At 69.0% G+C, this 25,334-nt stretch carries 23 protein-coding genes; 17 read left to right on the top strand and 6 right to left on the bottom strand.

Annotation, left to right across the window (positions count from 1 at the left end):
* Window positions 1–31 precede the first annotated feature (31 nt).
* From ABD05_RS00850 to ABD05_RS00835, 4 genes are read left to right on the top strand one after another with little or no spacing between them, the layout of a single operon-like run.
* The gene (locus ABD05_RS00850; RefSeq protein WP_047898544.1) at window positions 32–1,141 is read left to right on the top strand and encodes a DUF1214 domain-containing protein; all 1,110 of its coding nucleotides are present in this window, start codon (window positions 32–34) and stop codon (window positions 1,139–1,141) included.
* Entirely contained in the window at window positions 1,138–2,331 is a 1,194-nt protein-coding gene (locus tag ABD05_RS00845; protein ID WP_047898543.1) for a sulfotransferase family protein, read from the top strand. The genes ABD05_RS00850 and ABD05_RS00845 overlap by 4 nt, the downstream gene beginning before the upstream one ends.
* A 41-nt stretch (window positions 2,332–2,372) precedes the next feature.
* Window positions 2,373–3,164 (top strand): SDR family oxidoreductase, encoded by a 792-nt coding sequence (locus ABD05_RS00840; protein WP_047898542.1) that lies wholly within the window; start codon window positions 2,373–2,375, stop codon window positions 3,162–3,164.
* A 17-nt stretch (window positions 3,165–3,181) separates the two neighbouring features.
* Entirely contained in the window at window positions 3,182–4,162 is a 981-nt protein-coding gene (locus tag ABD05_RS00835; protein ID WP_047901020.1) for a hypothetical protein, read from the top strand.
* A 68-nt stretch (window positions 4,163–4,230) separates the two neighbouring features.
* On the opposite strand, the gene ABD05_RS00830 is transcribed toward ABD05_RS00835, so the two are convergent.
* Window positions 4,231–4,683, bottom strand: coding sequence for a nuclear transport factor 2 family protein (locus tag ABD05_RS00830; protein WP_047898541.1), 453 nt, complete (start codon window positions 4,681–4,683; stop codon window positions 4,231–4,233).
* 13 nt (window positions 4,684–4,696) lie between these two features.
* Window positions 4,697–5,176: an SRPBCC domain-containing protein gene (locus tag ABD05_RS00825; RefSeq protein WP_047898540.1), complete on the bottom strand. Its 480-nt coding sequence runs from the start codon at window positions 5,174–5,176 to the stop codon at window positions 4,697–4,699.
* Window positions 5,177–5,555: 379 nt separating this feature from the next.
* Between ABD05_RS00825 and ABD05_RS00815 the strand changes: the two genes are divergently transcribed.
* Window positions 5,556–7,034 carry a cryptochrome/photolyase family protein gene (locus tag ABD05_RS00815; RefSeq protein ID WP_047901019.1) on the top strand — a complete coding sequence of 493 codons (1,479 nt, stop codon included), beginning with the start codon at window positions 5,556–5,558 and terminating at the stop codon, window positions 7,032–7,034.
* Between the two features lie 30 nt (window positions 7,035–7,064).
* Here ABD05_RS00815 and ABD05_RS39265 read toward each other — a convergent pair whose 3' ends face one another.
* The 3 genes from ABD05_RS39265 to ABD05_RS00800 all read right to left on the bottom strand — a co-directional run bounded on the left by ABD05_RS39265 (window position 7,065) and on the right by ABD05_RS00800 (window position 9,523).
* Window positions 7,065–7,187 carry a hypothetical protein gene (locus tag ABD05_RS39265; RefSeq protein ID WP_047898538.1) on the bottom strand — a complete coding sequence of 41 codons (123 nt, stop codon included), beginning with the start codon at window positions 7,185–7,187 and terminating at the stop codon, window positions 7,065–7,067.
* Complete coding sequence (locus tag ABD05_RS00805; RefSeq protein WP_047898537.1) at window positions 7,178–8,407, bottom strand: MFS transporter; 1,230 nt, start codon at window positions 8,405–8,407, stop codon at window positions 7,178–7,180. The genes ABD05_RS39265 and ABD05_RS00805 overlap by 10 nt, the downstream gene beginning before the upstream one ends.
* A gap of 174 nt (window positions 8,408–8,581) precedes the next feature.
* Window positions 8,582–9,523, bottom strand: a complete 942-nt coding sequence (locus tag ABD05_RS00800) for a LysR substrate-binding domain-containing protein (protein ID WP_047898536.1) — start codon at window positions 9,521–9,523, stop codon at window positions 8,582–8,584.
* 88 nt (window positions 9,524–9,611) lie between these two features.
* Between ABD05_RS00800 and ABD05_RS00795 the strand changes: the two genes are divergently transcribed.
* Window positions 9,612–10,652 carry an alpha/beta hydrolase family protein gene (locus tag ABD05_RS00795; protein WP_047898535.1) on the top strand — a complete coding sequence of 347 codons (1,041 nt, stop codon included), beginning with the start codon at window positions 9,612–9,614 and terminating at the stop codon, window positions 10,650–10,652.
* Between the two features lie 156 nt (window positions 10,653–10,808).
* Window positions 10,809–11,564, top strand: a complete 756-nt coding sequence (locus tag ABD05_RS00790) for a 4'-phosphopantetheinyl transferase family protein (RefSeq protein ID WP_047898534.1) — start codon at window positions 10,809–10,811, stop codon at window positions 11,562–11,564.
* A gap of 21 nt (window positions 11,565–11,585) precedes the next feature.
* Here the strand turns inward: ABD05_RS00790 and ABD05_RS00785 are convergent, their stop codons facing one another.
* Entirely contained in the window at window positions 11,586–12,506 is a 921-nt protein-coding gene (locus ABD05_RS00785; protein WP_047898533.1) for a glutamate/aspartate ABC transporter substrate-binding protein, read from the bottom strand.
* A 216-nt stretch (window positions 12,507–12,722) separates the two neighbouring features.
* Between ABD05_RS00785 and hutH the strand changes: the two genes are divergently transcribed.
* The 10 genes from hutH (at window position 12,723) to ABD05_RS00735 (ending at window position 25,232) form a co-directional block, all read left to right on the top strand.
* A complete protein-coding gene (gene hutH / locus ABD05_RS00780; protein ID WP_047898532.1) occupies window positions 12,723–14,246 on the top strand; it encodes a histidine ammonia-lyase in 1,524 nt (507 codons plus the stop codon).
* Between the two features lie 4 nt (window positions 14,247–14,250).
* Window positions 14,251–14,946 carry a histidine utilization repressor gene (hutC, locus tag ABD05_RS00775; RefSeq protein WP_047898531.1) on the top strand — a complete coding sequence of 232 codons (696 nt, stop codon included), beginning with the start codon at window positions 14,251–14,253 and terminating at the stop codon, window positions 14,944–14,946.
* 39 nt (window positions 14,947–14,985) lie between these two features.
* Window positions 14,986–16,674 (top strand): urocanate hydratase, encoded by a 1,689-nt coding sequence (hutU, locus tag ABD05_RS00770; RefSeq protein WP_047898530.1) that lies wholly within the window; start codon window positions 14,986–14,988, stop codon window positions 16,672–16,674.
* A gap of 2 nt (window positions 16,675–16,676) precedes the next feature.
* Entirely contained in the window at window positions 16,677–17,288 is a 612-nt protein-coding gene (locus tag ABD05_RS00765) for a HutD/Ves family protein (protein ID WP_047898529.1), read from the top strand.
* A gap of 4 nt (window positions 17,289–17,292) precedes the next feature.
* On the top strand, window positions 17,293–18,516 hold the full coding sequence (gene hutI / locus ABD05_RS00760) for an imidazolonepropionase (protein WP_047898528.1): 1,224 nt from the start codon (window positions 17,293–17,295) through the stop codon (window positions 18,514–18,516).
* A 153-nt stretch (window positions 18,517–18,669) separates the two neighbouring features.
* Window positions 18,670–20,046 (top strand): formimidoylglutamate deiminase, encoded by a 1,377-nt coding sequence (locus ABD05_RS00755; RefSeq protein ID WP_047898527.1) that lies wholly within the window; start codon window positions 18,670–18,672, stop codon window positions 20,044–20,046.
* A gap of 59 nt (window positions 20,047–20,105) precedes the next feature.
* On the top strand, window positions 20,106–20,903 hold the full coding sequence (gene hutG, locus ABD05_RS00750) for an N-formylglutamate deformylase (RefSeq protein WP_047898526.1): 798 nt from the start codon (window positions 20,106–20,108) through the stop codon (window positions 20,901–20,903).
* Between the two features lie 746 nt (window positions 20,904–21,649).
* Window positions 21,650–22,456 (top strand): gamma-glutamyl-gamma-aminobutyrate hydrolase family protein, encoded by an 807-nt coding sequence (locus ABD05_RS00745; protein ID WP_047898525.1) that lies wholly within the window; start codon window positions 21,650–21,652, stop codon window positions 22,454–22,456.
* A gap of 12 nt (window positions 22,457–22,468) precedes the next feature.
* Window positions 22,469–23,806, top strand: coding sequence for a glutamine synthetase family protein (locus ABD05_RS00740; RefSeq protein WP_047898524.1), 1,338 nt, complete (start codon window positions 22,469–22,471; stop codon window positions 23,804–23,806).
* 28 nt (window positions 23,807–23,834) lie between these two features.
* Entirely contained in the window at window positions 23,835–25,232 is a 1,398-nt protein-coding gene (locus ABD05_RS00735; protein WP_047898523.1) for an aspartate aminotransferase family protein, read from the top strand.
* The last annotated feature ends 102 nt before the right edge of the window (window positions 25,233–25,334 follow it).

Here is a 25,334-nt window from a genome sequence, read left to right as displayed (position 1 = left end):
GTGAGCGCTCGACCATCGGCGGAGACGACACATGACGGACGACACACGTGCCACGCAATTGCTTTCGGGCCAGACCTGGGCCGATTTCTGCGACACCCTGAAACGCAGCGGACAACAGATCCTGCGCGCCGAGGCGCCGGACGATCCGCTGACGCGCGCGGAAGGGTTCCGCTACCTGAGCCGGCTGATGCGCATCGCGCTGGAAATGCACGTCGAATTCGCGGACGGCGCTTGGCCCGGCTTCTTCTCGCCGTCGCACGAGACCGCGAAGATCGGCGCCGACAATCCCGACAACCTGTACCAGTACGCGCGTCTCGACGGCCGCTGCGAATACCGCGTGACGGGGCGGCGCGGCACGGTCGCTTACCTGAGCTTCGGCACGCAGAAGGGCGGCTACGAGACCGACGGCAAGATGCTGCAGACGGGTTTTCTCGACGCGAAGCAGCTCGAGATCGCGCCGGACGGCAGCTTCGAGATCGTGCTGAGCGAGACGCCGCGCGCGGGCAACTGGGTGCGCATGGAGCCCGGCACCAACGCGCTGCTGGTGCGCCAGACCTTCCTCGACCGGCGCACGGAGACGCCCGCGCAACTGAAGATCGAGCGCATCGGCGCGCAGGACCACCCGGCGCCGCTCGACCCGCTCGTGCTGCAGGGCGGCCTCACGCGCGCCGCACAGTTCGTCGAGCAGACGTCGAAGCTGTTCGCCGACTGGGCCGCGAGCTACCGGTCGCACGTCAATGCGCTGCCGCCCGCCGACCAGGCGCTGTGCCAGTCGGTCGGCGGCGACCCGAACATCTATTACTACCACTCTTGCTGGTCGCTGGCCGACGACGAAGCGCTCGTGATCGACGTCGACACGGTGCCCGACTGCGATTTCTGGAACGTGCAGCTCAACAACTACTGGATGGAGTCGCTCGACTACCGGCACTTCGACATCTGCGTGAACAAGCACAGCGCGCGGCTGAATGCCGACGGCGGCGTGACGGTGGTCGTCGCGGCAGCACGGCCGGGCGACGCGAACTGGCTCGATACGGCCGGGCACCGCACGGGCACGATCTGCTGGCGCTGGGTCGGCGCCGCGCAACCGGTGCATCCGCGCACGCGCGTCGTCAAGCTCGCCACGCTGAAGGAGGCCGCTTGAACGCGCCGCTCGACCGGATCCGCACGCTGCTCGCCGCCGACGGATTGATCGCCGAGGCTGTGTCGCGCACGGGCGGGCTCGCCGCGTTCGGCGACGGGCCGTATCGCGACGCGCTCGACGTGATGTGCGCGTCGCTGATCGACGAAGCGAAGCTGTCCGCGCGCGGCGCGGAGATGATGCGCGAGAAGCTCGTCGGCCAGCTCGTGAACCGGCTCGTCGTCGAGTATTACTTCCGGCGCCATCCGGAAATCGCGGACATCGCGATCGACGATCCGCTCGTGATCGTCGGCCTGCCGCGCACGGGCACGACGCTGTTGCAGCGGCTGCTGGCCGTCGACCCGCGCTTTCATTCGGCCGCGTGGTGGGAAACGCGCTACCCGGCGCCGCTCGCGGGCGAGACGCTCGACGCGCCGACCGTGCGCATCGCACGCGCGCAGGCCGAGGTCGCGACGATGATCGACTGCATCCCGCAGATCCTGACGATCCATCCGCTCGACGCGATGCTTGCCGACGAGGAGTTCATGCTGATGGAGCACTCGTTCGTGTGCGCGATGGACTCGTACGCGAACGTGCCGCGCTATACGGCATGGCTCGCGCAGCAGGATCTCACGCCGGTCTACACATACCTGAAGCGGATGCTGCAGTTCCTGCAGTGGCAGAAGGCGCGGCGCGGCGTCGCGCCGGCCGAGCGCTGGCTGCTGAAGACGCCGCAGCACCTGCATGCGCTCGACGTGCTGTGCCGCGTGTTCCCGCGCGCGCAGATCGTGCTCACGCACCGCGATCCGGCGCAGACGATTCCGTCGATGGCGAGCATGGCGCACACGCTGTGGCAGATGTATGCGGACGATCCGGATCCGCTCGCCGTCGGCGCGCAGTGGAACGCGGGGATGGCGCGCGCGATCGGCGCGGCGATGACCGCGCGCGACGCGCTGCCGGCCGACCGGTTCCTCGATGCGCGTTTCGAGGACACCGTAGCGAATCCGCTGGGCGTCGCGGAAGCCGTGTACGCGTTTGCCGGCATGCCGCTCGATGCGCGGCAGCGCGCGGCGATGACGGACTGGATGGCGCGCAACGGTCGCGACAAGCGCGCCGCGCATGACTATTCGATCGCGCGCTTCGGCTTCACCGATGCGCAGCTTGCGCGCGACTTCGCCGCGTATCGCGCGCGGCACCTGCGGGCGGCCGGCTGACGGCCGCACCCGCGAGACGAACGACAACCAGGAGACAACCCATGTTGCTGAAGGACAAGATCGTCGTGATATCCGGGATCGGGCCGGGCCTCGGTGTGAAGCTCGCCGTCGAGGCCGCGCGCGAGGGGGCGCGCGGCGTGGTCGTCGCGGCGCGCACGATGGAAAAGCTCGACGACGCCGAAGCGCGGATTCGCACACTCGGTGTCGATTGCGACGTGCTGAAGGCGCAGACCGACATCACCGACCGCGCGCAATGCCGGCAGCTCGCGATGCAGGCCGTCGAGCGCTTCGGCCGGATCGACGCGCTCGTGAACAGTGCATTCGTGCACGGCACGTTTCCGGAGCCGGTCGAGCAAGCCGATCTCGACGGCTGGCGCACGGTGTTCGACACCAACGTGTTCGGCACGATGGCGCTCACGCAGGAAGTCGTGCCGCACATGAAGCGCGAGCAGCGCGGCGCGATCGTGATGATCAACACGCAGGCGACCCGCAAGCCTTTTGCAGGGGAAGGCGGCTACGCTGTATCGAAGGGGGCGCTCGCGGTTGCGGCAAAATACCTGGCGCGCGAACTCGGCGTGCACGGCATTCGCGCGAACAGCATCCACATGGGCTGGATGTGGGGCGTGCCGACGCAGACGTATTTCCGGCAGGCGGCTGCCGAATACGGGATGACGGAAGAACAGATCATCGCGCCGATCGCGTCGAATATCGCACTCGCGAAGCTGCCGACCGACGACGATTGCGCGCGCGCGGCGCTGTTTCTCGCGTCCGACTACGCGAACGCGGTGACGGGCGCGACGCTCGACGCGAACGGCGGCGATTTCATGCCCTGACGATGGAGCAAAGGATCATGCAGGACAACCACAACGCGCGGCATTTTTTCGCGTTCAACGGCGACGCGGACGGACTGTGCGCGCTTCAGCAACTGCGGCTCGCGGAAGGCGTGCGCGGCACGCTCGTGACCGGCGTGAAGCGCGACATCAAGCTGCTCGAACGGATCGATGCACGGGCGGGCGACCTCGTGACCGTGCTCGACGTGTCGCACGATCAGAACCGCGACGCATGCGCGCGGCTGCTGCGCGACGGCGCGACGGTCCGCTATTTCGATCACCACTTCGCGGGCGAGCTGCCCGACGATCCGCGTTTCGACGCACATATCGACACGGCGGCCGATGTTTGCACGAGCGCGCTCGTGAACCGCCATCTTGGCGGCCGGCATGTGCGCTGGGCGATCGTCGCGGCATTCGGCGACGAACTGCCGGCGCTCGGCGACGCGCTCGCGCGCGAGCACGGGATCGACGACGCCGGGCGATGCACACTCGCTGAACTCGGGCTCTACCTGAACTACAACGCGTACGGCGATTGCGTCGGCGATCTGCACTTCGATCCGGCGGCGCTCGCCGACGCGATGCTGCCATGCATCGATCCGCTCGATTTCGTGCGCGGGACCGCCGTGTTCGCCGCACTGCGCGACGGCTACCGCGACGACATGGCGCGCGCGTGCGCGCTCGCGCCGCTGCGCGAGGTGCCGGGCGCGACGCTGGTACGGATGCCTGATCAACCGTGGGCGCGGCGTGCGACGGGGATGCTCGCGAACGAACGGATGCGCAACGCGCCGCATGCGGCGCTCGCGGTGCTGTCGCCGCGCGCCGATGGCGGGCTCGTCGTCAGCGTGCGCGTGCCCGACGGCCGGCCGCTCGGCGCCGACGAGTTCTGCCGCGGCTTCGCGACCGGCGGCGGGCGCAAGCGCGCGGGCGGCATCAATCATCTGCCGGAAACCGAGTTCGACGCATTCGCCGCGCGTTTCGAGGCGGCGTTCCGGCTCGATTGACGAAGCGACCGGCGACGCGCGCGCCGTGCAGCCATCGCACGGCGCGCGTCGTGGCCAGTCCGACCGGGTCAGCCGGTCGCGCCCGCGAGCACGGCCGGCACGTTGTGGCCGTAGCAGCGCTCCTCGACACGCTCGGCGATGCGCCAGCCGTGCGCGGTGCGCACGAACCGGTCGACGTACCACAGCCCGAGAAACATCACCTGCATGCCGCCGTCCGGCAGCGCGACTTCCATCGGATTGAAGCAGATCGTGCGGCCGCGCGCGGTGTCGCCGTCGAGCCGGATCGACAGGTTGCCGACCATGTGCTGGTATTGCGGAAACTGCGGCAGCACGGCGCGCAGCCACGCCTTCACGTCCGGATAACGGCCGGCGATGCCGCCCATCGCGCGATAGTCGATCGCCGCGTCGGGCGTGAATACGGCGTCGAGCGCATCGAAGTCGCGCGTGTCGATCGCGCTCGAATACGCGACGACCAGCTCGCGGATGTCGTGATGGTCGGACAGTGTTTGCAGATCGGGCATCGGCCGCTCCCGGTCACGCGCTGTTGCGCCGGCGTGCCGCATGCAGCGCTTCGGCGCGCTGCTTCACGTCGCGCGCGCACTGGTCGAAGCCCTGTTTCACCCACGCGCCGTGGTTCTGCATGATCGTGTCCGCGTTGACGCCGAGGAACTGGTCGGTCGTGAAGTAACGGCAGCGCTCCGGGCCGTCGGCGTCGATGTACTGGTCGCGGCGCGCGGCGTCCTTGTTGTCGTCGGTCGGACGCTGCTCCCACGACAGCAGGCGCTCGGGCTCATAGGCGACGAGGATCTCGTTGACGGGAATCACGGTCTCCGTGCCCGGGATGCGAACCTGCATGTGCACGAAATCGCCGAGCTTGCCGGACGTTTCGAAGCCGACGCAGAACGTGTTCCATTCGCCGTAGCGCGGGAAGTCGGTCAGCACTTCCCAGACGACGGAAGCCGGCGCGTCGATGTCGACGGTGATCGAGGTGACGAGATTCGAGGATTTGGTCATGGAGGTCTATCGGGTGAGGCTGCGCGCGCCCGGGTGGCCGGGCGCCGCGGCGGTCGGAAGGATCCGCGCCGGCATCGGCCGGCGCGCGTGGCGGGTGCGGATCGGGACGCGCGGTGTCGGTAGCGGCCGGCACGTGCCGCGCATCGCGGGGCATCCGACATCGAGCGTAGGCCGGCGGACGCGGCGAAGAATCGTCGGAATGGACTAAGGCGTTTCACCGGGCGCGCGAGGTGGCGCGATGGCCGTGGCCGTCATCGGTGTCGGCAGGTCCGCACGTCGGCACGTCGGCACGTCGGCACGTCGGCACGTCGAGCGTCGACACCGCGCGGCGCAGCCGCGACAATACGCATCCCGTTCCGCTTCCCGCATCGAGGTGCCCGTGCCCGCCAAGTCGTCCGTTGCTCCCGCGATCGTCTGGTTCCGAGACGATCTGCGCGTGACCGACCAGCCCGCGCTGACGCGCGCGGTCGAGTCAGGCCGGCCGCTCGTCTGCGTGTTCGTCGACGACTCGGGCGCCGGCGCGGGTCGCCCGCCGGGCGGCGCAGCGCGCTGGTGGCTGCACGGGGCGCTGGCCGGGCTCGACGCCGCGCTCGCGCGTCACGGCGGGCGCCTGTTGCTGTTGCGCGGCGACGCGCAGCGCGAGATCGAGCGCGTCGTGCACGACACGGGCGCGGCGGCCGTGTACTGGAACCGCCGCTACGCGCAGCCGCAGCGCGACGCCGATGCGGCGCTGAAGGTGTCGCTCAAGGCGCGCGGCGTCACGGTCGAGAGCAGCAACGGCAGCCTGCTGAACGAGCCGTGGGAGGTGCTGACGGGCAGCGGCGCGCCGTACCAGGTATTCACCGCGTACTGGCGAGCGGCGCGCCGCGACCGCACGGTCGCCGCGCCGCTGCCGGAACCGGAATGGATCGTGTTTCAACCGTGGCCGGAAACCGTGCGTGACCGTGCGCTGGCGCTCGACGCGCTCGCGTTGCGCCCGCCCGTGCCGGACTGGGCCGGCGGCCTGCGCGACGCGTGGCCCGCGCCCGACGAGGCCGGTGCGCACGAACGGCTCGACGCGTTCCTGACGGCGTCGCTCGCCGGCTACGCGGATGCGCGCGATCGTCCCGACCGTCCCGCGACGAGCCGGCTGTCGCCGTTCCTGCGCTTCGGCAACGTATCGCCGCGACAGGTGTGGCACGCGGTGCAGGGCGCCGCGAATGCAGGCGGCGCGGCGTATGCAGCAGACGCCGACAAGTTCCTGAGCGAGCTCGGCTGGCGCGAATTCAGCTACGCGCTGCTGTATCACTTCCCGGCGCTCGCAACCGACAACTTCCGCGCGCAGTTCGACGCGATGCCGTGGCGTGACGATGCCGCGGCGCTGCGTGCGTGGCAGCGCGGCCGGACCGGCTATCCGCTCGTCGATGCGGGCCTGCGCGAGCTGTGGACGACCGGCTGGATGCACAACCGTGTGCGGATGGTCGTCGCGTCGTTCCTGGTCAAGCATCTGCTGATCGACTGGCGCGCGGGCGAAGCGTGGTTCTGGGACACGCTGGTCGACGCCGATCCCGCGAACAACGCGGCAAGCTGGCAGTGGGTGGCGGGCTGCGGCGTCGACGCCGCGCCGTATTTCCGCATCTTCAACCCGGTCGCGCAGGGCCAGAAATTCGACCCGGACGGCGCGTACGTGCGGCGCTGGGTGCCCGAACTAGCGGGCCTCGACAACGCGTCGATCCATGCGCCGTGGGCAGCGTCGCCGCTGCAGCTCGACGCGGCCGGCGTACGGCTCGGCGTCGACTATCCGGCACCGCTCGTCGATCACGCCGCCGCGCGCGCTCGCGCGCTCGATGCGCTGGCCGCATTGCCGAAACGTCGCTGACCGTCTGCCCGCGCGGCACGGTTTGCCGCGTCAGTTGCAGAACGCGACGTGTTCGAGCAGCGCATACGCGACGCCCGAATCGAAGTAGGCGGCGCCGCACCACGCGACGAACGCGAGCGCGCCGGCGGCCAGCGCCGCGCGGATCACGCCCATGCCGCGTTGCCCGATGCCGGACGCGCGATGCGCGCGTCGTCGATCGGCAGGTGCAGGAGCGCCGCGAGCACGCCGAGCGCGATCGAGCCGATCCACAGCGGCAGGTACGAATGCGTCGCGTCGTACACGAGCGCGCCGAGCCAGACGCCGAAGAAGCTGCCGAGCTGGTGCCCGAAGAACACGAAACCGAACAGCGTCGCGATGTAGCGCACGCCGAACACCTGCGAGATCACGCCGTTCGTCAGCGGCACCGTGCCGAGCCACGTGAACCCCATCACGGCCGCGAACACGTAGACGCTCGCGGGCGACAGCGGCACGGCGACGAACGCGGCCATCGCGAGCGCGCGCACGAGGTACAGCACCGACAGCACGTACTTGCGCCGCAGCAGCCCGCCGAGATGGCCGCACGCATAGGTGCCGGCCACGTTGGTCAGTGCGATCAGCGCGAGCGCGATGCTCGCGTGGCGCGCCGGCAGCCCGTGGTCGAGCAGGTACGCGGGCAGGTGCGTCGCGATGAACGCGAGCTGGAAGCCGCACGCGAAGAAGCCGGCGTTCAGCAGCCAGAAGCCGCGATGCGCGAACGCCTCGCGCACCGCTTCGCCGATCGACTGGTCGGAGCCGGCGCCGCCGGCCGCTTGCGCGGGCCGGTCGCGCAGCAGCACGGCGAGCGGCGCGAGCAGTGCCGCGACGAGCGCCAGCGCGACGAACGCGTGCCGCCAGCCGATCCCGCCGATCAGTTCCTGCGCAACGGGCACCATGCAGAACTGGCCGAGCCCGCCGATCGCACCGGCGACGCCGAGCGCCCAGCCGCGCCGTTCGGGCGGAAACAGGCGGCTCAGCGCGCCGTAGATCGACGCGAATGCCGAGCCCGACAGCGCAATGCCGATCACGAGCCCGGCGCCGACCGTGAACATGCCGGTCGATGCCGCATGCGCCATCGTGACGAGCCCGGCCGCGTACAGCAGCATCCCGGCGACGATCACGCGCACCGAGCCGAAGCGGTCGGCGACCATCCCCGTGAACGGCTGCGCGACACCCCAGATCAGGTTCTGCAGCGCCAGTGCGAGCCCGAACGCTTCGCGCGACCAGCCGTGGTCGAGCGATACGGGCGCGAGGAACAGGCCCTGCACATGGCGGATGCCGAGCGCGGCGCCCATGATCAGGCCGCCCGCCAGCACGGGCAGCCAGCGGCGTCGGACTTCCTGCTCGATCGGGGTCATGCGTGTCTCCGGATGAAGGCGCGCGGCGAAACGGCCGCGCTCGATCCGATTAGACGATCGGGCCCGGCGTCGCTCAAGCGATCATTCGGTCAGGTTGGCATGCGCGAGGGGAATGTGACGAGGTGCGGCCGGGCGAGGCGGCAGGTCGTGGTCGCGGTCATCCGGAAAGCCGGCTTACGCAGAAGCCGTGTCGTGCGTGCGCATCGCGGCATCGCATTCGGCCGCTTCGGCGAGCATCCAGTCGCGCACGTCGGCGACTTCGCGGCGCGGGGCCGGATCGTGCTGAAACAGCCAGTAGCCGTACGCATCCGACAGCGCCTGCGTGTGCGGCCCGAGCACCGCGAGCCGCCCGTCCGCGAGCATCGGCGCGACGAGTGCGAGCCGGCCGAGCGCGACACCCTGGCCCGCGATCGCGGCCTGGATCACCTGATCGTACTGGTTGAAGCGCAGCACGCCTTTCGGGCGCGCGTCGCCGAGCCCGGCCGCATGCAGGTGCGTGCGCCACTGCAATTGCGGCTGCGGCGGCCCGTCGAATTCGAGCAGCACATGGTCGGCGATCGCGGCCGCGCTCGTGACCGGCCGCGCGGCGAGCGCAGGATGCGCGACCGGCACGACGATCTCGTCGAACAGGTGCAGCGCGCCGGCCGGCGCGCGATCGCGCGGGCAATAGCGGATGCCGAGGTCGATGCCTTCGGTGCGCAAATCGAGTACCTTGTCGTTCGCGGCGACGCGCAGGTCGATCTCCGGCAGGCGCGCCTGCAGCCGCCCGAGCCGCGGCAGCAGCCACAGCGCGGTGACGCCGATGCTCGCGGTGATCGTGACGGGCTGGCGCTCGCGCGCGGCGGCGAGCGACGCGACAGTGTCCTGCAGGCTGTGCAGCGCCGCATCCGCGACGCGGAACAGCCGCTCGCCTTCCGGCGTGAACGCGATCTTCCGGTAGCCGCGCTGCAGCAGCGCGACGCCGAGATGCGCTTCGAGCGCATGCACCTGGCGGCTGACCGCCGACTGCGTGACGCACAGGTCCTGCGCGGCGAGCGTGATGCTCATGCGGCGGCCGACCGCGACGAAACCGCGGACGAGGTCGAGCGACGGGAGACGGACGAGAGGCGTTGACATGCGCGTGACTCATGCGAACGGAGCAGCAAGATTGGTTGAGAACGCGGCACGCGTCAAGTTCAATGGAGGCTGGCCGATGGGAGACAGGATGACGATGTCGAACGAAGGAGGCGGGGCGGCGCAGGGCAGTCGCACGGCGGGCGCGTTGCCGCCCGAGCCCGTGACGCTGCGCGCGGCCGACGGTTATGCATTGCGCGGCCACGTGTGGCGCCATCGCGGCGGCGGTGCGGTGCGGCCCGCGACGGTCGTCAATTGCGCGACGTCGGTGCGTTGCGACTATTACTTCCGTTTCGCGGCCTGGCTGTTCGCGCAGGGGCGCGACGTGCTCGTCTACGACTATCGCGGCATCGGCGGGTCGCGCCCGGCGCAGCTCGCGAAGCTGCGTGCGAACTGGCTCGACTGGGGGCGGCTCGATTGCGAAGCCGCGCTGCAATACGCGCGCGACGCGTTTCCGGGCCAGCCGCTCGACGTCGTCGCGCACAGCATCGGCGGCTGCCTGCTCGGGCTCGCGGCATCGAACGTGCATGTGCGGCATGCGGTGACCGTCGGCGCGCAGTATGCGTACTGGCGCGATTACCTGCCGGCCGAGCGGCGCAGCATGTGGTGGAAGTGGCATGTCGCGATGCCGGCGCTCGCGGCCGTGTTCGGCTACGTGCCCGCGAAGCGGCTCGGTTGGATGGAGGACACGCCGCGTGGCATCGCGCTGTCGTGGGCGCGCTCGCAACCGCGTTTCGAGGATGGATACATCGGCGGCGTGCTCGACGAAAGCGCCGTGAGCCGCGCGACGTTGCCGGCGCGCTTTGCCGGGCTGTCGGCGCCGATGCTCGCGATCGGCACCGACGACGACGCGTTCGGCACCGTCGACGCGATCGAGCGGCTGGTCGGCTACTACACGGGCAGCGATGTCACGCACCTGCGAATCGCACCGGCCGACATCGGCGTCGACACGATCGGCCATTTCGCGTTTTTCCACAGCCGCTTCACCGACACGCTGTGGCCCGTCGCGCTGCACTGGCTGCAACACGGCGTGCTGTCGGCCGACGCGCCGGGCGTCGTGCACGCACTTCATCCCGCGTCGCGCAATCGGGTGACGGGTAGCGGCGTGCCGGGCGTGGCCGCGAACGGGTGAAGCGGGGCGCGTTGCCGTGCGCGGCCATCGAATGTCGTTCGTAAAGAATCCGTCATTCGATATGGACGCGGCAATACGCGCACACGCCGGTTCGTGCGCCGGCGCGATCGATTAACATCGGACGTTTCATTCCACAGCGCAGGCTGCCGCGTGCCGATGTCCGTTCCGTCCGATTCCGCTTCCCCGGTCGATCCCCCCCGTGCCTGGCGCGTGCATGCGCTCGACGTGCCGGCCGCCGCGTCCCGCGCCGGCGTGCGGATCGTGCGCATCGATTTCGACTGGCGCGTGCCGCTGGCGTCGCCCGCCTATGCGGCGCTCAGCGATGACGAGCGGGCGCGGGCCGCACGCTTCATGCGGCACGAGGATGCGGTGCGCAGCGCCGCGACGCGCGCCGCGCTGCGCGACGTGCTCGGCGCAGCCCTCGGTGTCGCGCCGCACGCGGTGGCGATCGTCGTCGATGAATCGGGGCGGCCGTCGCCGGCCCCCGCGCATCGCACGACGCTCGATTTCAACGTGTCGCACGCGGGCGATCATGCGCTGCTCGCGTGGGCGCCCGCGGGCCGCGTCGGCGTCGACATCGAATCCTGCAACCGCACGACCGACTGGCGCGCACTGACGCGCGAAGTCTGCGCGCCGGCCGAGGCCGCGTATCTCGACGGCCTGCCGCCCGACGCGCGCGCGGACGCATTCATGCGGGTCTGGTCCGCGAAGGAGGCGCTGCTCAAGGCGCTCGGCACCGGCATCGTCGGCGGGCTGCGCGCATTCGCGGTCGTGCCGCCGCGCGATGCGGCGACCCCCGCGACGACGATCGTCGAGCCGTCCGCTCCCGCCGCCGGCGTCGCCGGGTTCGACGCGGCGTGGGTCGACGCGGCGCCCGGCTACGCAGCGTGCGTCGCGTGGACGCGCGCGTGAGCCGGTGTCAACGAGCGGCGCTCATTCGAGCGGCGTGTCGTTCGGTGCCGCGTAGCGCGTCCTGATCACGTCGCTCATCGGGAAGTCGAACGCCAGCCCCTTCGGCGGCACCGGCTTCATGAACCACTTGTCGTACAGCGCGTTGATCTCGCCGCTTTTCATCAGTTGCACGAGCACGCCGTCGATGAGCGCCTTGAACTGCGGATCGTCCTTGCGCAGCATGAACCCGTAGGCTTCCGACGACTGCGGCGTGCCGACGATCTGCCAGTCGGCCGGCTTCGCGGCGAGCTGGCGCGCACCCGCGAGCAGTACGTCGTCCATCATGTACGCGGCCGCGCGGCCCGATTCGAGCGTGAGGCGTCCTTCGCCGTAGTCCTTCGCGCTGATGATCTGCATGTTCATCTTCTTTTCCTCGTTCATCTTGCGCAGCAGGCGTTCGGACGTCGTGCCCTGGTTCGTCACGACCGTCTTGCCGGCGAGATCGGGGAAGTCGCGGATGCCCGACGTCGTGCGCGTGAGCAGGCGCGTCGTCGCGACGAAGAAGGTCGTCGAGAACGCGACCTGCGCGTGGCGCGCGGCGAGGTTGGTGGTCACGCCGCATTCGAGATCGACGGTGCCGTTCTGCACCAGCGGAATGCGGTTCTGCGACGTGACGGGGATAAAGCGCACCTGCAGGTCGGGCTTGCCGGTGCGCGCCTTCACCGCGGCGATCACGCGATCGCACAGGTCCTGCGAGAAGCCGATCACCTTGCCGCTCGCGTCGACATAGGAGAACGGCACCGACGTCTCGCGATGGCCGATCGAGATCAGGTTGGCCTGCTGGATCTTCTCGAGCGTGCCCGACAGCGGCTCGGCGGCGAGCGACGCGCCGCACGCGAGCGCGCACGCGGCGACGAGCAGGCTGCGGCGGAACAGGGCGGCGAACCGAGGCGGGGTTTTCATGACGGGGATCTCCTTGCTGAATGGTGATCCGTATGTTGCCAAATACAAAATAACTGCAACATATGTTAATGGGCTGGCCCCATCAGCCGGTCCGGCGGGCCGCGTCGGGCATCAGGGAAACTCCTGAGTCGAAATCGGTGAAAAACGGGTTGTCTAGACAAGTTCGGGTGGCTACACTTCAATCCATTCCGAACTTGTCTAGACAGGATTGCTCACATGATTATGTTGACCCCCGGCCACCTGACCCTCCCGCAACTGCGCCAGATCGCACGCGAATCCGTGCAACTGACGCTCGACCCGGCCAGCTTCGCGAAGATCGACGCCGGCGCGAAGGCCGTCGCCGACATCGCCGCGAAGGGCGAGCCGGCCTACGGCATCAACACGGGCTTCGGCCGCCTGGCCAGCACGCACATCCCGCACGACCAGCTCGAGCTGCTGCAGAAGAACCTCGTGCTGTCGCACGCGGTCGGCGTCGGCGAGCCGATGGCGCGTTCGTCGGTGCGCCTGCTGATGGCGCTGAAGCTGTCGAGCCTCGGCCGCGGCCACTCGGGCATCCGCCGCGAAGTGATGGACGCGCTGATCACGCTGTTCAACGCGGACGTGCTGCCGCTGATCCCGGTGAAGGGTTCGGTCGGCGCATCGGGCGACCTCGCGCCGCTCGCGCACATGTCGGCCGTGCTGCTCGGCGTCGGCGAAGTGTTCATCCGCGGCGAGCGTGCCAGCGCGCTCGACGGTCTGCGCGTCGCGGGCCTCGCGCCGCTGACGCTGCAGGCGAAGGAAGGCCTCGCGCTGCTGAACGGCACGCAGGCTTCGACGGCGCTGGCGCTCGACAACATGTTCTCGATCGAAGACCTGTACCGCACCGCGCTCGTCGCGGGCGCGCTGTCGGTCGACGCGGCAGCCGGCTCGGTGAAGCCGTTCGACGCGCGCATCCACGAACTGCGCGGCCATCAAGGCCAGATCGACGCGGCCGCGTCCTATCGCGACCTGCTCGAAGGTTCGCCGATCAACCAGTCGCACCGCGACTGCGACAAGGTGCAGGATCCGTACAGCCTGCGCTGCCAGCCGCAGGTGATGGGCGCGTGCCTGGACCAGATGCGCCATGCGGCCGACGTGCTGCTGATCGAAGCGAACGCGGTGTCGGACAACCCGCTGATCTTCCCGGACACCGGCGAAGTGCTGTCGGGCGGCAACTTCCACGCCGAGCCGGTCGCGTTCGCAGCCGACAACCTCGCGCTGGCCGCAGCGGAAATCGGTGCGCTGGCCGAACGCCGCATCGCGCTGCTGATCGACGCGACGCTGTCGGGCCTGCCCCCGTTCCTCGTGCGGGACGGCGGCGTGAACTCGGGCTTCATGATCGCGCACGTGACGGCTGCCGCGCTGGCGTCGGAAAACAAGACGCTCGCACACCCGGCGTCGGTCGACTCGCTGCCGACTTCCGCGAACCAGGAGGACCACGTGTCGATGGCGACGTTCGCCGCACGCAAGCTCGCCGACATCGCGGACAACACGAAGCACATCCTCGCGATCGAACTGCTGGCCGCGGCCCAGGGTGTCGACCTGCGCGCGCCGTATCACACGAGCCCGAAGCTGGCGCCCGCGATGGAAACGATCCGCGGCAAGGTTGCGCACTACGAGCTCGACCACTACTTCGCACCGGACATCGCGGCGATCGCGAAGCTGGTCGGCGAGCGCGCGTTCGCGAAGATCAGCCCGTTCTCGTTCGCATCGGAACAGTAAGCCCATGAGCGCGCCGGTCTACCAGGAGATCAAGGATTTCATCCTGGGCCGCATCCACGCCGGCGAGTGGGAGGAGGGCGACCAGGTGCCGTCCGAGAACGAGCTGGCGCGCGAGTTCAAGGTTGCGCGCATGACCGTCAACCGCGCGCTGCGCGAGTTGACGGCCGAGCAGGTGCTCACGCGCATGAAGGGCGCGGGCACCTACGTCGCGCGGCCGAAGTACGAGTCGACGCTGGTGGCGATCCGCAGCATCTCGGAGGAGGTCGGCGCGCGCGGGCATGCGTATCACGCCAGCGTGCTCGGCCTCGACACGATCCGCGCCGACGAGGCGCTCGCCGACGAGATGCAGGTGGCCGTGCGCGCGAAGCTGTTTCATTCGCAGGTGCTGCACTTCGAGAACGACGAGCCGGTGCAGCTCGAAGAGCGGTGGGTGAATCCGGCGGTCGCGCCGGATTACGCCGAGCAGGATTTCACGAACACGACGCCGAACCTGTACCTGATGCGCGCGGCTCCGCTGCAGCGCGTCGAGTACCGGATCGAAGCGGCGGCCCCGGCGCCGGAACGGCGCGAGCAGCTGCGGATGGACGACGTCGAGCCGTGTCTGGTTTTACATCGGCGCACCTGGTCGCAGGGCGTCGTCGCCTCGGTGGCGAATCTGTGGCATCCCGGCAGCCGTTATCGCTTCACCGGGCATTTCTGATTCCTATTTGATATTCATTTTCCTTCGGGAGCAGTCGTCATGAACCATCCGAAACACATCGATCCCCGTCTCGATCCGACGCGCACGATCCGCGCGCCGCGCGGCAGCGAGAAGACCTGCAAGACCTGGCTGGCCGAAGCGGCCTACCGGATGATCCAGAACAACCTGGATCCGGAAGTCGCCGAGCACCCGCATGCGCTCGTCGTGTACGGCGGCATCGGCCGCGCGGCGCGCAACTGGGAATGCTACGACCAGATCCTCGCGTCGCTGAAGGATCTCGAAGAGAACGAGACGCTGCTGATTCAATCGGGCAAGCCGGTCGGTGTGTTCCGCACGCACAAGGATGCGCCGCGCGTGCTGCTCGCGAACTCGAACCTCGTGCCGCACTGGGCGACGTGGGATCACTTTCACGAGCTCGACCGCAAGGGCCTGATGATGTACGGCCAGATGACGGCCGGCAGCTGGATCTACATCGGCAGCCAGGGCATCGTGCAGGGCACCTATGAAACGTTCTTCTCGGTCGCGAACCAGCACTTCAACGGCGATCCGTCGGGCCGCTGGATCCTGACGGGCGGCCTGGGCGGGATGGGTGGCGCGCAGCCGCTCGCCGCGACGATGGCCGGCTTCTCGATGATCGCGGTCGAATGCGACGAGACGCGCATCGACTTCCGCCTGAAGACGCGCTACGTCGACAAGAAGGCGACGACGCTCGACGAGGCGCTCGGCATGATCGAGGAAGCGAAGCGCGACGGCAAGCCGGTGTCGATCGGCCTGCTCGGCAACGCGGCCGACGTGTTCGCGGAACTCGTCGAGCGCGGCATCACGCCGGATTGCGTGACCGACCAGACGAGCGCGCACGACCCGATCAACGGCTACCTGCCGCAGGGCTGGACCGTCGCGCAATGGCGCGAGGCGCAGAAGGTCGATCCGCAGAGCATCGTGAAGGTCGCGAAGCAGTCGATGGCCGTCCAGGTGCGCGCGATGCTGGCGCTGCAGGACCGCGGCGCGGCGACGCTCGACTACGGCAACAACATCCGCCAGATGGCGCTGGAAATGGGCGTCGAGAACGCGTTCGACTTCCCGGGCTTCGTGCCGGCGTACATCCGCCCGCTGTTCTGCGAAGGCAAGGGCCCGTTCCGCTGGGTCGCGCTGTCCGGCGATCCGGAAGACATCTACAAGACCGACCAGAAGGTGAAGGAGCTGATCCCCGACGATCCGCACCTGCACAACTGGCTCGACATGGCACGTGAGCGCATCGCGTTCCAGGGCCTGCCGGCACGGATCTGCTGGGTTGGCGTGAAGGATCGCTATCGCCTCGGCCAGGCGTTCAACGAAATGGTGAAGAACGGCGAACTGAAGGCGCCGATCGTGATCGGCCGCGACCACCTCGACACGGGTTCGGTCGCAAGCCCGAACCGCGAGACGGAATCGATGAAGGACGGTTCGGACGCGGTCAGCGACTGGCCGCTGCTGAACGCACTGCTGAACACGGCAGGCGGCGCATCGTGGGTGTCGCTGCACCATGGCGGCGGGGTCGGCATGGGCTTCTCGCAGCACTCTGGCGTCGTGATCGTCGCCGACGGTACGGCCGAGGCGCACGAGCGTCTCGGTCGCGTGCTGCTGAACGACCCGGCGACGGGCGTGATGCGCCATGCGGATGCCGGCTACGAACTCGCGCAGCAGACGGCCCGCGAAGCCGGCCTGAAGCTGCCGATGCTCGGCCGCTGAGCATGACGGCGCTTGCTCAGGCGCCGGCAGACGCGACGATGATCCGCGCAGCGGATCTCGTCGCGTCGCCGTGGAAGAACGGCGGCGGCGTGACGCGCGAAATCGGCGCATTCCCGCCCGGCGCCGCGCTCGACGCATTCGCGTGGCGCGTGAGCGTCGCGGACGTCGGCACGGCCGGGCCGTTCTCGCGTTTCGACGGGATCGACCGCACGCTCGTGCTGCTGTCCGGCGCGGGCATGACGCTTGCCGAAGCGGGCGGTGCACGCCACGTGCTCGATACGCCGCTGGCGCGCGCGGATTTCGCGGGCGAGACGGCGATCGACGCGACGCTGCACGACGGCGCGACGCGCGACTTCAACCTGATGACACGCCGTTCGGCCGCGCGCGGCGCGCTCGACGTATGGCGCGCAGGCGCGCACCGCATCGAGCGTGCCGATACCGTGCTGCTGTTTTGCGCGGCTGGTGCGGTCGGCGTGGAAATCGACGGCGCGCACTACGCACTGGAAGAAATGGACACGCTGCGGCTCGATGGGCCGCGGCGTGCGTTTGACGTCGTCGTGAGCGGGGGCGGCGCGCTGCTGGCCGTCTCGCTTGCCGTCGGCGAACGAGACTGAACGCATGAAACCGACTGTCTGGCATCACCTGAGGTTGTGTCCGCACGGCCATCCCGACGAGACGATCGACGATGCGGCGATCGCCGTCGACGAAACCGGCACGATCGTCTGGCTCGGCGCGTTGTCCGCGCTGCCGCACGTTTTTGCGCACTGGCAGCGCGAGGATCTGCACGGCGCGTGGGTGACGCCGGGCCTCGTCGATTGCCATACGCACCTCGTGTACGGCGGCGCGCGTGCCGACGAATTTGCGCAGCGCCTCGCGGGCGTCAGTTATGAGGAAATCGCGCGGCAGGGCGGCGGGATCGTGTCGACGGTGCGCGCGACGCGCGCGGCTGACGAGACGACGCTGTTCGTGCAGGCCGCCGCGCGCCTGCAGCCGCTGCTCGCTGAAGGCGTGACCGCGATCGAGATCAAGTCGGGCTACGGGCTCGACCTCGCGACCGAACGCAAGATGCTGCGCGTCGCGCGCCAGCTCGGCGAGCGCTTCCCGGTCACCGTCTACACGACCTTCCTCGGCGCGCATGCGCTGCCGCCCGAATACGCGGGCCGTGCGGATGCGTACATCGACGAAGTGTGCGACCGGATGCTGCCGGCGCTGGCCGACGAGGGCCTCGTCGACGCGGTCGACGTGTTCTGCGAACGCATCGGCTTTTCGCTCGCGCAGACCGAGCGCGTGTTCGAGGCCGCGACGCGGCGCGGGCTGCCCGTGAAGCTGCATGCCGAGCAATTGTCGAACGCGGGCGGCACGGCGCTCGCCGCGCGCTACCGCGCGCTGTCCGCCGACCACCTCGAATTTCTCGACGAAGCCGGCATCGAGGCAATGAAGGCGGCCGGTACGGTCGCCGTGCTGCTGCCCGGTGCGTACTACTTCATCCGCGAAACGCAATTGCCGCCGATCGAGCTGCTGCGCAAGCACGGCGTGCCGATCGCGCTCGCGACCGATCACAACCCGGGCACGTCGCCGCTCGAATCGCTGCTGCTGACGTTGAACATGGGCTGCACGCTGTTCCGCATGACGGTGCCCGAGGTGCTGCAGGGCGTCACGCGCCATGCGGCCGCGGCGCTCGGCCGCGCGGATCGGCACGGTGCGCTCGAGGTCGGCCGCCAGGCCGACTTCGCCGCATGGTCGGTCGGCTCGCTGTCGGAGCTGGCCTACTGGATCGGCCGGCCGCTGTGCGAGCAGGTCGTACGCGGCGGCACGACCGTGTTTCGCCGGATGAACGGATAGTTCTGCATGGGACCGGACCCGGCGCGCAAGCGTGTTGCGGTCCGGTCGACTGCAACGGGGCATGAGCAAGCGCCGATGCGCCGGCCCCTGCCAACCGTGGAATGGGACCAGACCAAACGCTGCAGCGTCGATTCTGGTCGATAAGGAATCGCAATGACCGACACCCTGTTGTTCGCGGACCATGCCTACCTGCCCGATGGCTGGCGCCGCAACGTGCTGCTGCGCTGGGACGCGGCCGGCACGCTGACCGAAGTGACGCCCGACACCGATGCGCCGGCAGGCGTCGCGCGCGCGGCCGGCCCGGTGCTGCCCGGCATGCCGAACCTGCACTCGCATGCGTTCCAGCGCGCGATGGCGGGGCTCACCGAATACCGCGCGAATCCCGCCGACAGCTTCTGGAGCTGGCGCGACCTGATGTACCGCTTCGCGCTGAAGATCACGCCCGACGCGCTCGCCGCGATCGCGCGCTGGCTGTATGTCGAGATGCTCAAGTGCGGCTACACGTCGGTGTGCGAATTCCACTACGTGCATCACACGCAGGACGGTTCTCGCTATCAGCAGATCGCGGAACTCGGCACGCGCGTGATCGACGCCGCGCGCTCGGCCGGCATCGGCATCACGATGCTGCCCGTGTCGTACCAGTTTGCCGGCTTCGGCAACAAGCCGCCACGCGACGACCAGCGCCGCTTCATCAACACGCCCGAGGGCCTGCTCGAACTGCTCGACGCCATGCGTCGCGCCGCGCCCGAGCACGGCGGGCTGCGCTACGGCGTCGCGCCGCACTCGCTGCGCGCGGTGTCCGAGAGCGGGCTGCGCGTGCTGCTCGACGGGCTGCCCGACGACGCACCCGTGCATATCCATATCGCCGAGCAGACGGCAGAAGTCGACGACTGCGTGCGTGCATACGGCGCCCGGCCCGTCCAATGGCTGCTCGATCGTTTCGACGTCGGTGCGCGCTGGTGCCTCGTGCACGCGACGCACGTCGACGCGGCCGAAACGGCAGCGCTCGCGAAGCGGCGCGCGGTTGCCGGCCTGTGCCTGACAACCGAAGCGAACCTCGGCGACGGCGTGTTCCCGGCGGTCGACTATCTCGCGCAGGGCGGTGTGATCGGCGTCGGCTCGGACAGCCACGCGTCGGTCGACTGGCGCGCGGAGTTGCGCCTGCTCGAATACGGGCAGCGGCTCGTGCATCGCGCGCGCAACGTGCTGGCGAGCGACACGCAGGCGCATGTCGCCGATCGCCTGTTCGATGCATCGCTCGCGGGCGGCGCGCAGGCCAGCGGGCGGCGCGTCGGTGCGCTGCGCGAAGGCTGCCGCGCCGACTGGCTCGTGCTCGATCCCGATCATCCGGCGATCGCCGAACACGGCAGCGCGTCCTGGCTGTCGGGTATCGTGTTCGCCGAGCACGGCGAGACGCCGGTGCTCGACGTCTACACGGGCGGCGAGCGCGTCGTGAGCGGCCGCCGCCATCGCGACGAAGCCGTCGCGTATGCCGACTACCGCGCCGCGCTGGCGCAACTGCTGCGCTGACGCGCGGCAACCGGCGCACGCCGCACGCGTGCGCCGGCAGACTCTTACGGTGATGCGACATGACTGAACAACCGGCTGTATTCACGCTGAAGCAGGGCACGCTGCCGCTGCTGATCTCGATTCCGCACGCAGGCACGCACATCCCCGACGACATCGCCGCGACGATGACGCCCGACGCGCGCTTCGTCGACGATTGCGACTGGCATCTCGAGCGGCTGTACGGGTTCGCGGCGGCCCTCGGCGCATCGATCCTGGTGCCGTCGAATGCGCGCTACGTCGTCGACCTGAACCGTCCGCCCGACAACGAGAACCTGTATCCGGGGCAGGACACGACGGGGCTCGTGCCGGTCGATACGTTCAACAAGGCGCCGCTGTATCCGGCGAACGCGCTGCCCGGCAACGACGAGATCATGCGTCGCCGCGACCGCTACTGGCGTCCGTATCACGATGCCCTGCAGGGCGAAGTCGCGCGCCTGAAGCGCGAGCATCGCCGCGTGCTCGTGTGGGAAGCGCATTCGATCCGCTCGCACGTGCCGCGCTTCTTCGAAGGCCGCCTGCCGGACTTCAACTTCGGCACGTCGAGCGGCGCGAGCGCAGCGCCGGGCCTCGCGGAGGCGCTGGCCGAGCGCGTGCTCGCGCATGGCGGCTATACGGCCGTCGCGAACGGGCGCTTCAAGGGCGGCTACATCACGCGTCACTACGGCGTGCCCGACACCGGCGTCGAAGCCGTGCAGCTCGAGCTGTCGCAGATCACCTACATGGAAGAGACGCGTCCTTACGCGTACGACGAAGCGCGCGCAGCGCGGATCGTGCCGCTGCTGCAGACGCTCGTCGAAACCGCGCTCGCGCATCGCTGAGCACGGACCGCCCGCTTGCGGCGGCGCGGCGGGGCAACGGGCCGCGGCCCTGCGGCGCGCAGCGTGTGCGCCGACGCAATGCACGACACGGCATCGATCCCGGCGATCGATGCCGTTTTTTTTCGTCTGATCGATATCGTCATCGGCGCCTGAAAATTTGACGCAATTTTTAGGTGATATAAGCTGAATGTCAGGAAGTCGTCACGCGCGCACCGGCGGCGCAGCCGTCGATCATGGCCGCACCGCGCCGGAATCCGTTGCGAGACACCTTGCCGACGTGTCGCCGCGCAGCATTGCCGCATGCGCGTCATCGCGACACGTATCCTGCATTCATCAGTCAGTCGAGTACGATCGTGAAAGCCGCCAGCCCTTCGATACGCCGGACGCGAAGTCCGTCGGCGGGCGCGCCGCCTCAGGCCGGGCCGATCCGGCATGCTGATCGCGGCACGTGTGCCGCCCCGTTACGCGAGCCTCGTCTCTTCGCCATTTCCCATCGCGGCCTGCGCCGCTTCAATCTCGTGACCGCGCGCGTGTTCAGCGCGGTGCAGTGCGACGGCAGCGCATCCTTGTTGCCCTAGCGTCCTTTTCCGCTTCCGTTCCGGGCCGCACCACCTTTCGCCGCATCGTCCGCGCGGCAGGATTGCGCATGCCCATGGGTCGCATCGTGGTGCGCGCATGCGGCGCAACCGCGGACCCTTGTCGTCCCGCGCGCGAACGTGTTGCGCGCGATCATCGGAGAGACGCCCATGCATGCGCGCCCGATCGTAGCCGTCACCGCCGACCGCATCCTGCGCGGTGCGCATCCGAACCACGCGGCGGGCGAGAAGTACCTTGCCGCGCTCGTCGACGGCGCCGGCGCGCTTGCGTTCGTGCTGCCCGCGCTCGGCGCGCGCCAGCCGGCCGACGCGATAGTCGCGGCGGTCGACGGGCTGCTGTTTACCGGCAGCTACTCGAACGTCGAGCCGCATCGTTACGGCGGTGCCGAGAGTGCGCCCGACACGCTGCACGATCCGGCGCGCGATGCGACCGCGCTGCCGCTGATCCGCGCGGCGATCGATGCGGGCGTGCCGGTGCTCGCAATCTGTCGCGGCATGCAGGAGCTGAACGTTGCGTACGGCGGCACGCTGCATCAGCGGCTGCATGCGACGACCGGCTTCGACGACCATCGCGAGCGGCCGGCCGATCCGCTCGAACGGCAGTACGGTCCCGCGCACGCGGTGCAGCTCGCGCCGGGCGGCCTGCTGCAGCGGGTCGCGCGCGGCGCGCACGAAGCGACGGTCAATTCGCTGCACGACCAGGGCATCGCGCGTCTCGGCGCGGGGCTCGTCGTCGAAGCGAGCGCGCCCGACGGACTGGTCGAGGCCGTCAGCGTGCGCGGCGCGCGCGCGTTCGTGCTCGGCGTGCAGTGGCATCCCGAATGGCGCTTCGCGGAACAGCCGCTGTCGCGCGACATCTTCGCGGCATTCGGCGCGGCGTGCCGCGCGCGCATGACGCACCGCATTCATGCGGCCGGCGGCGCGATGCCGTCGCCGGCTGCATCCGACGTCGACTGAAAGAGGCCGATCATGCAACCCGAACTGAGCGAATTCCTGCGCCAGCACCGCATCACCGAGGTCGAGGCGATCATTCCCGACATGGCCGGCATCGCGCGCGGCAAGATCATTCCGCGCAACAAATTCGAATCCGGCGAATCGATGCGCCTGCCGCAGGCCGTGATGGTGCAGACCGTCACCGGCGACTATCCGGAGGACGGCTCGCTGACCGGCGTGACCGACCCCGACATGGTGTGCGTGCCCGATCCGTCGACGATCTGCCTGATCCCGTGGGCCGTCGACCCGACCGCGCAGGTGATCCACGACTGCGTGCATTTCGACGGCTCGCCGGTCGAGATCTCGCCGCGCTACGTGCTGCGCCGCGTGCTCGACCTGTACCAGGAGAAGGGCTGGAAACCCGTCGTCGCACCCGAACTCGAGTTTTATCTCGTCGACATGAACGCCGATCCGGACCTGCCGCTGCGTCCGCCGGTCGGCCGCACGGGGCGTGCGGAGACCGGCCGCCAGTCGTATTCGATCGAGGCCGTCAACGAGTTCGATCCGCTGTTCGAGGACATCTACGAGTACTGCGAGATGCAGGGCCTCGATATCGAGACGCTGATCCACGAAGTCGGCGCCGCGCAGATGGAGATCAACTTCGTGCACGGCGACGCGCTGCCGCTGGCCGACCAGGTGTTCCTGTTCAAGCGCACGGTGCGCGAGGCCGCGCTGCGGCACAACATGTATGCGACGTTCATGGCCAAGCCGATGGAAGGTGAGCCGGGGTCCGCGATGCATATCCACCAGAGCCTCGCCGATGTGCACACCGGGCGCAACCTGTTCGCCGACCAGGACGGCGTCGTTTCGCCGCTGTTCCACAGCTATCTCGCGGGGCTGCAGAAATACACGCCGGCGCTGATGCCGATCTTCGCGCCGTACATCAACTCGTACCGCCGCCTGTCGCGTTTCATGGCCGCGCCGATCAACGTGCAGTGGGGCTACGACAACCGTACGGTCGGCTTCCGCATCCCGCAGTCGAGCCCGATGGCGAGACGCATCGAGAACCGGATTCCGGGCGTCGACTGCAACCCGTATCTCGCGTTCGCGGCGACGCTCGCGGCCGGCTATCTCGGCATGACGCAGCAGCTCGCGCCGACCGAGCCGATCGCATCGGACGGCTACGACCTGCCGTACCAACTGCCGCGCAATCTCGAGGAAGGCATCTCGCTGATGGCCGCGTGCGAGCCGCTCGCCGGCATCCTCGGCGACAAGTTCGTGAAGGCCTACCTGGCGCTGAAGGAAACCGAATACGAAGCGTTCTTCCGCGTGATCAGCTCGTGGGAACGCAGGCACCTGCTGCTGCACGTATGAGCGTGCGGCACGGTTTTACGGAGGAAACATGACCGATCGAAACGAAGCCGTTTCACCGCGACCGGCCGCGCTCACGACCGCCGAATACCGCGCGCTCGACGCCGCGCACCACATCCACCCGTTCTCGGACATGGGTGCGCTGAACCGCGCGGGCAGCCGCGTGATCGTGAAGGCCGACGGCGTCTACCTGTGGGACTCGGACGGCAACAAGGTCATCGACGGGATGGCCGGCCTCTGGTGCGTGAACGTCGGCTACGGCCGCAAGGAACTCGCCGATGCCGCGTATCGCCAGCTGCAGGAACTGCCGTTCTACAACACGTTCTTCAAGACGACGCACCCGCCGGTGATCGAGCTTTCCGCGATGCTCGCGGAAGTGACGCCCGCCGGCTTCAACCACTTCTTCTATTGCAACAGCGGCTCGGAAGGCAACGACACCGTGCTGCGCCTCGTGCACCAGTACTGGCGCGTGCAGGGCAAGCCGCAGAAGAAATACGTGATCTCGCGCAGGAACGGCTATCACGGCTCGACGATCGCGGGCGGTACGCTCGGCGGGATGGGCTACATGCACGAGCAGATGCCGTCGAAGGTCGAGCACATCGTGCACATCGACCAGCCGTATTTCTTCGGCGAAGCGCAGCCGGGCGAGACGCCCGAAGCGTTCGGCCTCGCGCGTGCGCAGCAACTCGAAGCGAAGATTCTCGAACTCGGCGCGGAGAATGTTGCTGCGTTTATCGGCGAGCCGTTCCAGGGCGCGGGCGGCGTGATCTTCCCGCCGTCGACGTACTGGCCGGAAATCCAGCGGATCTGCCGCAAGTACGACATCCTGCTCGTTGCCGACGAAGTGATCGGCGGCTTCGGCCGCACCGGCGAATGGTTCGCCCACCAGCACTTCGGCTTCGAGCCGGACCTGATCACGATGGCGAAGGGCCTCACGTCGGGTTATGTGCCGATGGGCGCGGTCGGGATCCACGAGCGGGTGGCGCGCCCGATCATCGACAACGGCGAATTCAACCACGGCCTCACGTACTCGGGCCATCCGGTCGCCGCGGCCGTCGCGGTCGCGAACCTGAAAGTGCTGCGCGACGAAGGGATCGTCGAGCGCGTGAAGAACGACATCGGGCCGTATTTCCAGCGCCGGCTGCGCGCCGCGCTGGGCGACCATCCGATCGTCGGGGAGATTGCGGGAGCGGGGCTGGTTGCCGGCGTTCAGCTTGCGCGCGATCGTGGCCGGCGCGAGCGGTTCGGCGTCGATGTCGATATCGGCACGATCTGCCGCGACTTCTGCTTCAACGGCAACCTGATCATGCGCGCGACCGGCGACCGGATGCTGCTGTCGCCGCCGCTCGTGATCCGCGAGGCGGAGGTCGACGAGATCGTCGACAAGGCGCGGCGTGCGTTCGACGCGACGGCGGAGCGGGTGGGGTAGTCGCGCAACGATTTACGTGAGGCCGCAATCACGCTGCGGCGCGGTGCGTCATTTTCGACTGAGATTCGATGAATTCCGGCGGACCGGACCGGCGTGACGTTC

The sequence above is a fragment of the Burkholderia pyrrocinia genome (assembly GCF_001028665.1).
GTDB lineage: Bacteria > Pseudomonadota > Gammaproteobacteria > Burkholderiales > Burkholderiaceae > Burkholderia > Burkholderia pyrrocinia.
Note: the sequence above shows the minus strand (reverse complement) of the source record. Positions and strands in the feature narration are given on the sequence as shown.